We start from the raw sequence: 6,274 nt of genomic DNA on the forward strand, positions 1-6,274 counted from the left end.
CGGGGAGCCACTCCTGCACGGGGTGCGAACTGGCTCGCTGCCGGGTTGACGCTCGCCGGGACGAGCTGTGGGTTCGCTCGCTCAAACGGAACGAATGTCCTCCGTCCGAGCGCTTGACCGCTGACTCGCGCACCTCGTCCACAGCGCGCTATGTGGATCGAACCGAGTCTCGATCTCTCTCGCCTCTCTCGATAGTGCGGGCCCTTGGTCGACGTCGGAGCCACTCGCCGTACGAGAACGAGAATGCACTTTCGAGACCACGACCCGCTCTGGATGAAGAGCGCACCGCGTCCCTGGGTCGTCGTCGACCTAAGTGTTCACAAGGCGCTGCCAGCAGATTCCTCGGACAACAGCACCTAGCTTCCGAACAGAGTGCTCGATTCACTTAGCGCCAGGGTTCGAAGACGACGGATGATCTCAGTGCCCGTCGCGGCTTCGAGCAACGCGAGGTCCCGCTCCTGCCGGGCGACTTCAGCCTGAACCAGCTCATGCCCCATCACGGCGGCACGGAGTTCCCCCGGCCGGAGTCGCAAGAGTGCGACGACGTGCCCCCAAAGGGCCTCGAAGACGGCCCCCGCAGCCCACAACGCCGCTTGGGCATCTCGGGTCGTCAGCGCTTCCCAGCCATAAGCCAACGCGACGCAAGCATCTCCCGTGGGACCGGAGCTCGAGCCCTGCTGATCGTCACCCGGCACCAGGCCCTGCGACCCCGCCAACTCAGCCCTTGGGTCACAGGTTGTGAGCGTCCCCGTGAGGTGTTCCCAGAGTCTATCCAGGCTGGCTCTGGCACTCGGGAAGTCGCCCACCCCCGTCTTGCGCCAGGATGCCTCGTAGCTCGGGAACAGGCGCTCCGCACACGCCGCGGCAAAGCTCGCCCGCTGCTCCACGGACAACGCGTCGAGTCTTCGGCGTAGATCGAGAAGGCCGGGCGGAGCAGTGAGTGCCGTCCGTGGATGCTCACCCGTAGTGACCGTGTTCAAATCGAACAAGACCTCGGACTCCCCGACAGCCCTCGTACGCAAGCCGCGCAAAGCCACGCGATCGGGAGACGACGCCAGCTCAAACAAGTCGCGCTGTTGACGGGCACATTCTGAGTGGATGAGCGGGTGCTCGAGCGCCTCCGTATCGTCGATGTCGAGAGTGGTCGTAAGGTGGTAGTCGATACTCGCGAGCGTGCGTCGCCCCGCTGCCATGGCCTCATAGCCATCACTCGTCTCCAATGACCTCCACGCGAACGCTAAGGCTGCGCAAGCATCGTCGGCGAAGGCCCGGGTCGAACCCGGCCCGTACTCGGGGGGGATGAGATCAAGACAACGCTGAGCCTCCCGCGCCACGTCCACGGCGAACGGTTCCCCCGATAAGTAGTCCCAAAGTCGATCGCAGCTCGCGAGAGCTGTCGCTGGCTCACCTTCGCCAGTCTCCCGACAGAACTCCGAGTAGAAGGGCAGCAATCGTTCGGCACAAGCCAGTGCAAACGTCGCACGCAGCCTTGGTGTGAGCGCGTCGAGTTGATCCCGAAATCGACTCTCTTGATCACTCGGCCCCGTCATACCCGTCCTCGAACTCCGCTTCGCAGCCGGGATGCTAAGGCCATACGGCTCGGTCCGGCCAAACCAGCCTACCACCCGCGCTTTCGATGGCTGCCACACAGTCGGCACAAAAGGGCCGACTTGCAATGATCGCCTTCGGCGTCAGTCCCTGCTCTGCGGCGTGCTGAAGCGCCGTGACCTCGGCGTGGGCACCCGGTAACTTCGCCGGAATGTCGTTGCCGGCGAGGAGCGCGCGCTGACCCCGATCCAGGTCCCGTCCGCCGCCCGCGACCACGTCTCCCCCACTCGTCCTCAAGACGGCCGTCGTTCTCCTTCTAGCAGCCTCGGCATCGAGGGCCCCGTGAACCCGGCGCATCGTAAGCCCAATCTCGTACAGATCATGCGCTCGACGTATCGCACCGGCACCACCACCGGTCACCGAACCGGCCACGAATCCGATCGCCAAAGCGAGCTCCGGAGACGCGCCTGCTTGGGTCGCAACAAACTCAGCCGCCGTTCCAGGCAGGTCCAAGAGCATCGACAGTTGCTCGAGCCGCCCCTGCGCCTCGATCGTCGCCAACGCTCCCTCCAACTGCCCAAGGCCCTGCTGCAGCTCCTGCTGCGTCACCCCGACCGACTCCTCGATTGCACCACGCTGCGACTCGAGCGCTGATTCGAGGAGCGCAACCTGGTCCGAACGCGAGCGATCCTCCCAAGCAGGGCCATCGACCTCGAGCTCGTCCGCGAATCGGTCCATCGCCTCGGCCAACTCGCCGCCCCAGATATTGAGCCGACCATAGATACGCTCGAGCCGGCCGGCGATGAAGCTGAACGCCCGCTCGGTCAGGGCCACCGGCTCACGGTGCCCCCCCGCAGGATCAGGACTCAGCCCCAGCCGATCAGTGAATCCCAAGGGATTCGCCCCGGCATAGGCGTACAGGTTCGTGCCACCACGCTCACCGAGCGGGTCCTTCGAGACGAACCGGCCGAGCGCAGGATCATAGATCCGACGCCCGAGGGCGTACGTCTCGTGCTCGAAGTCGAACAAGCGTCCCGCGAACATCGGCTCGCCGCCCCAGTCGGCCACAGACACCTCGGCGCCGGCCCCCCCGGCCCGCGCAATGCCGTACGGATCGTAGTGCACCGTCTTGGGCGAGCCGCTCCCACCGTGTGCACCGACGACGTTCCCGCTCGGATCGATGTCGTAGTAGCTCGTGTTCAGGCCGTCGTAGGACGCAAGCGCATAAGGCCCGCGCGGATCGACGACGAAGCGCCTCAGCCCCCACGCGCCCTCCGCTTCGATCGGCACGCTCCCCAGGTACCGGAACCGCTCGAGCCCCGCCGACGGCGATGATCGCTCGAGAAGCCGGCCGAAAGGCCCGTAGCGATAGTCCGTCGTACCTAGCGCACCCGCGCGGGAGAACGGACGACCGAGCGAATCCCAGTTGAGATCGCTACTGCCCGGTGCGAGGTCGCGGTCCGTCTCGTTCCCCTGATCGTCGTAGTCGATCGACGGATAATGGGGTGCAAACGACGTGTATTGGTTGGCGTCGGAACGCTCAGGCGAGACCACGCCAAGCAGGCTGTCGTCGAGTTCCTCGAAGTTGTTCGCATCGTCGAGCTCCCACGAAACTGTCCGTGTGACACCAGAGCCTGAGTTGTAGGTCCAATCAGTGAGCCGCGACGCCTTGTCGTAGCCGAAGGTCTCGGTCACACCCGTGCTAGCCTCCGAGCGTGACTGCATCTCCCCGATCGGCGAGTAAACGTAACCACGATCGACGAGCGGAACGCCAGCCGACGACTCGATCAATTGCCGAGTCACGAAGCCTGCGCCGTCGAATTCGACGGTCTGCACCTCGCCTGTTCCCCACGTCACCCTTCGGTATTCACCCGCTCCATACGGATCATCGAATGACGCGATGACCGCGGTCGTCCCAGCATCCCGCAATGCCTCGACGCGGCCGAGCGAATCCCGATCTATCTCAACGCCGTACGCTGACGGATAGGTCAGCTCTGTCGATTCGCCGGCGCCGTTCGCGACCATCGTCAAGGTGGACGTAGTCCCGATCCCGACGATCACTTCTTCCGCGACCCAGCCTTCGCTGGACTGTGCGCGCGAAACAGAGACGGTCGGGCGACCGGCAACCAGATCTTGGGCGGATCGCACGCCGCCCAGGGCATTGTATTCGAACGTCTGCGTCACCGCGGGACCCGCACCCGATGCGGTGATCTTGGCGACCTGATTGCGTGGCGTGTACTCGTAGGCGACCTGCAGGCTTCCTGGCCCACTCCTCGTCGCAAGGCGGTTGGCCGCGTCGTACACCATCGACTCGAGACCCGTGCCCGGTCGCGACCGCGACTCCAGCCTGCCCAGCGAGTCGTAGCCCAGCACGGTCTCCTTGTCCCGGGCATCGGTGTGCCGCGTCAACCGGCCGGCGAGGTCGTACTCGAACTCCTCTATCCGGTCGAGCGCGCCCCCCATCTCTCGCGAGGAGAGCATGTTTCCAGCCGAGTCCCATGTCATGCCCCTCCGCAATCCATTCGAACGGAGCGCGAGCACAGTGTTCCCCGCGACGTCGTGCGCGTAGGTTTCGTAGCCGCCGACGGGATTGTCCTTGCGGGCGAGGAAGCCATACTGCCCGTAGGAGAACGTCCAAGTCGATGCACTCGGCGAAGTGGGCCCAGGACGTCCTTCTCCGTCGTGGATGCGAGTCTCCGAAAGGATGCGCCCCATGACGTCTCGCACATACTCGGTCCGGACGACTTCGCTGCCCGATCCGGCAGAGACGGCTCGCAACCGGCCCAAGTCGTCGTACTCACGCGCCTCGAGACGCCCGACGCCCGCAGCGTCACGCAGCGTCCAGAGTCGGCCGGCCTCGCGCTCGCCGTACCCGTAGCGATCGATGATCGATGTGCCCGTGACCGGAGAGACTTGCCCGTTCGCGAGCAAGATCGAGCGGGTCCGCTCCTCACGTGTGAGCCGATCCCACACGTCGTACTCGTAAGTCACCTGGTGAATGACATCCGTCCCCTGCTTCAGGCGACGTACCGCAACCCTTCCGCCCGCTTCAACCTCGTACTCCTGGACGATGCCCGCCGGATCGGTCTCCTGCCGAAGGTGGCCGAAACCGTCGTAGGAGTAGGTCGAACTATCGCGAGCCCCACCGGGATTCGAGGCAATCGGGTGCATCTCGAGCTCGAGCTGCCCAAAGTCGTTGTAGAACTGCTCGAAGCTACCGCTGCCATCGTCCCCAGTGCCCACCCACTGCCAGTGAATCTGGTTGCCGGACGCATCGTAGCCGAAGGTGTGCTGCGCTCCGCTCGGGGTCGTAACGCCCGAACGCCGCCCTCTTGCGTCGAAGGTCTGCGTCCACTGCCCGCTCCTCAGGACTTGCCCGGCTGAGTCGTGGACATTGCGCTCCACCGTCGTCGGCTTTCCCCGAACGTCGTAGTCGACGAAGAACTCCCAGTCCGTCTTGTCTCCGTTCGCCGCCAGCGATGGCGTCGTCGGCCGGTCGAACTGTGGCCGCGTCATACCGACCGACCGGCCCGCTCCGTCGTAAAAGAAGTAGTTGGTGATTCCGTGGTGATCGGAGCACTGTGCCGTAATCGTTCCGAACGTCGCACACTCCGCGTGCTCGATCTGTCCGGTCGTCGTACGCGTATGCCCGACGATGAGATCGCGAGCATCGAAGGCGAACTCCTCGACACTGTTGTCCGGGTGAATCTTCCGCGTTACACGCCCCAGGGAGTCTCGCTCCAGCGTCGTCGTCAAGTCCTCGCCGCCAGCGGAGACGGTCGTCTCCTCGAGCAGGCCGTGCAGATGACGAAAGCCCTCGACGATGCCATCGGGGCGGTGCGTCGCGATGCGCTGACCCCAGACATTGTAGTTGTGGGTTGTAGTGGGTTCGAAGCTCACGGGGTTTCCCGGTGTCTCTTCGATCTCGCCGATAGGTGCGACGACCTGTACGACCTCGTACGTGCCCCCCGCTCCGTCTCCGTTCAGATCGCCCTGGTCCCAGAGCGTCGGGTCCGCAGGTTGGTCCCCGAGAATCTCCCAACCCGCAAGCAGGGGGAGGCTCCGCGCGGTGTCGTAGTCCAGCTCGTGGTGACCAAACTTACGCCTCGTGGTTCTGCCCAACGGGTCGGTCGAAGCGACGACCTTTGTTGTCACGGGGTCGTACTGAAAGAGCGTCACCTGCTCCGTGAACGGCGACGAGTGTGGATTGGCGACGTCCGGGAACGTGTGCTGCGCGACCATATTTCCCCGTTGGAATCGATCGGGATTGGTCGTGTCGTAGAAGTACAGAGTCCGCCGCGACTGATGCGGATCCGCTAGATACCGTTCACGTGTCGTGTACGACACGCTCGTCATCTGGAAGTCGTCGTTGTAGTCGAACAGACGCCACCATTCCGACGGCCCGGGATCGGCCGTATTCGGCATGAACGCCAGATTTTCGGTGTACTGACCGTTCAAGACCTCCGTGCGATAGAGCAATCCGTCGCCGTGAAGGTATCGCTCCACCATGCCGTTCCCGTAGCGAATCGTCGTTCGGTGATCGACGTCCGGCTGGTGTGCATCGGAGTAGGCGTCGTAGAAGTAGCGCGTCGTGTCGCCGGCAGACGTATGCGAGCGCACCTTGTCGACCTGATAGTCGTCATTCTCGTAGTACTGAATAGTGACGACCAGCCCCTCGCTCGTTTCGATCGAGTCGAGATTGTGGTTGAGAAGCGTGTGCGGAACG

Annotated in this window: 2 protein-coding genes; both read right to left on the reverse strand. The window is 64.1% G+C overall.

Going from position 1 to position 6,274, the window contains the following annotated elements; translation table 11 throughout:
* Positions 1-356: 356 nt before the first annotated feature.
* On the reverse strand, positions 357-1,550 hold the full coding sequence (locus tag GY725_03360) for a YjaG family protein (GenBank protein ID MCP4003212.1): 1,194 nt from the start codon (positions 1,548-1,550) through the stop codon (positions 357-359).
* 34 nt (positions 1,551-1,584) lie between these two features.
* The coding region (locus tag GY725_03365; protein MCP4003213.1) for an RHS repeat-associated core domain-containing protein at positions 1,585-6,274 on the reverse strand (4,690 nt) is incomplete at its 5' end.

Source organism: bacterium (assembly GCA_024226335.1).
In the GTDB taxonomy this organism is placed as follows: domain Bacteria; phylum Myxococcota_A; class UBA9160; order SZUA-336; family SZUA-336; genus JAAELY01.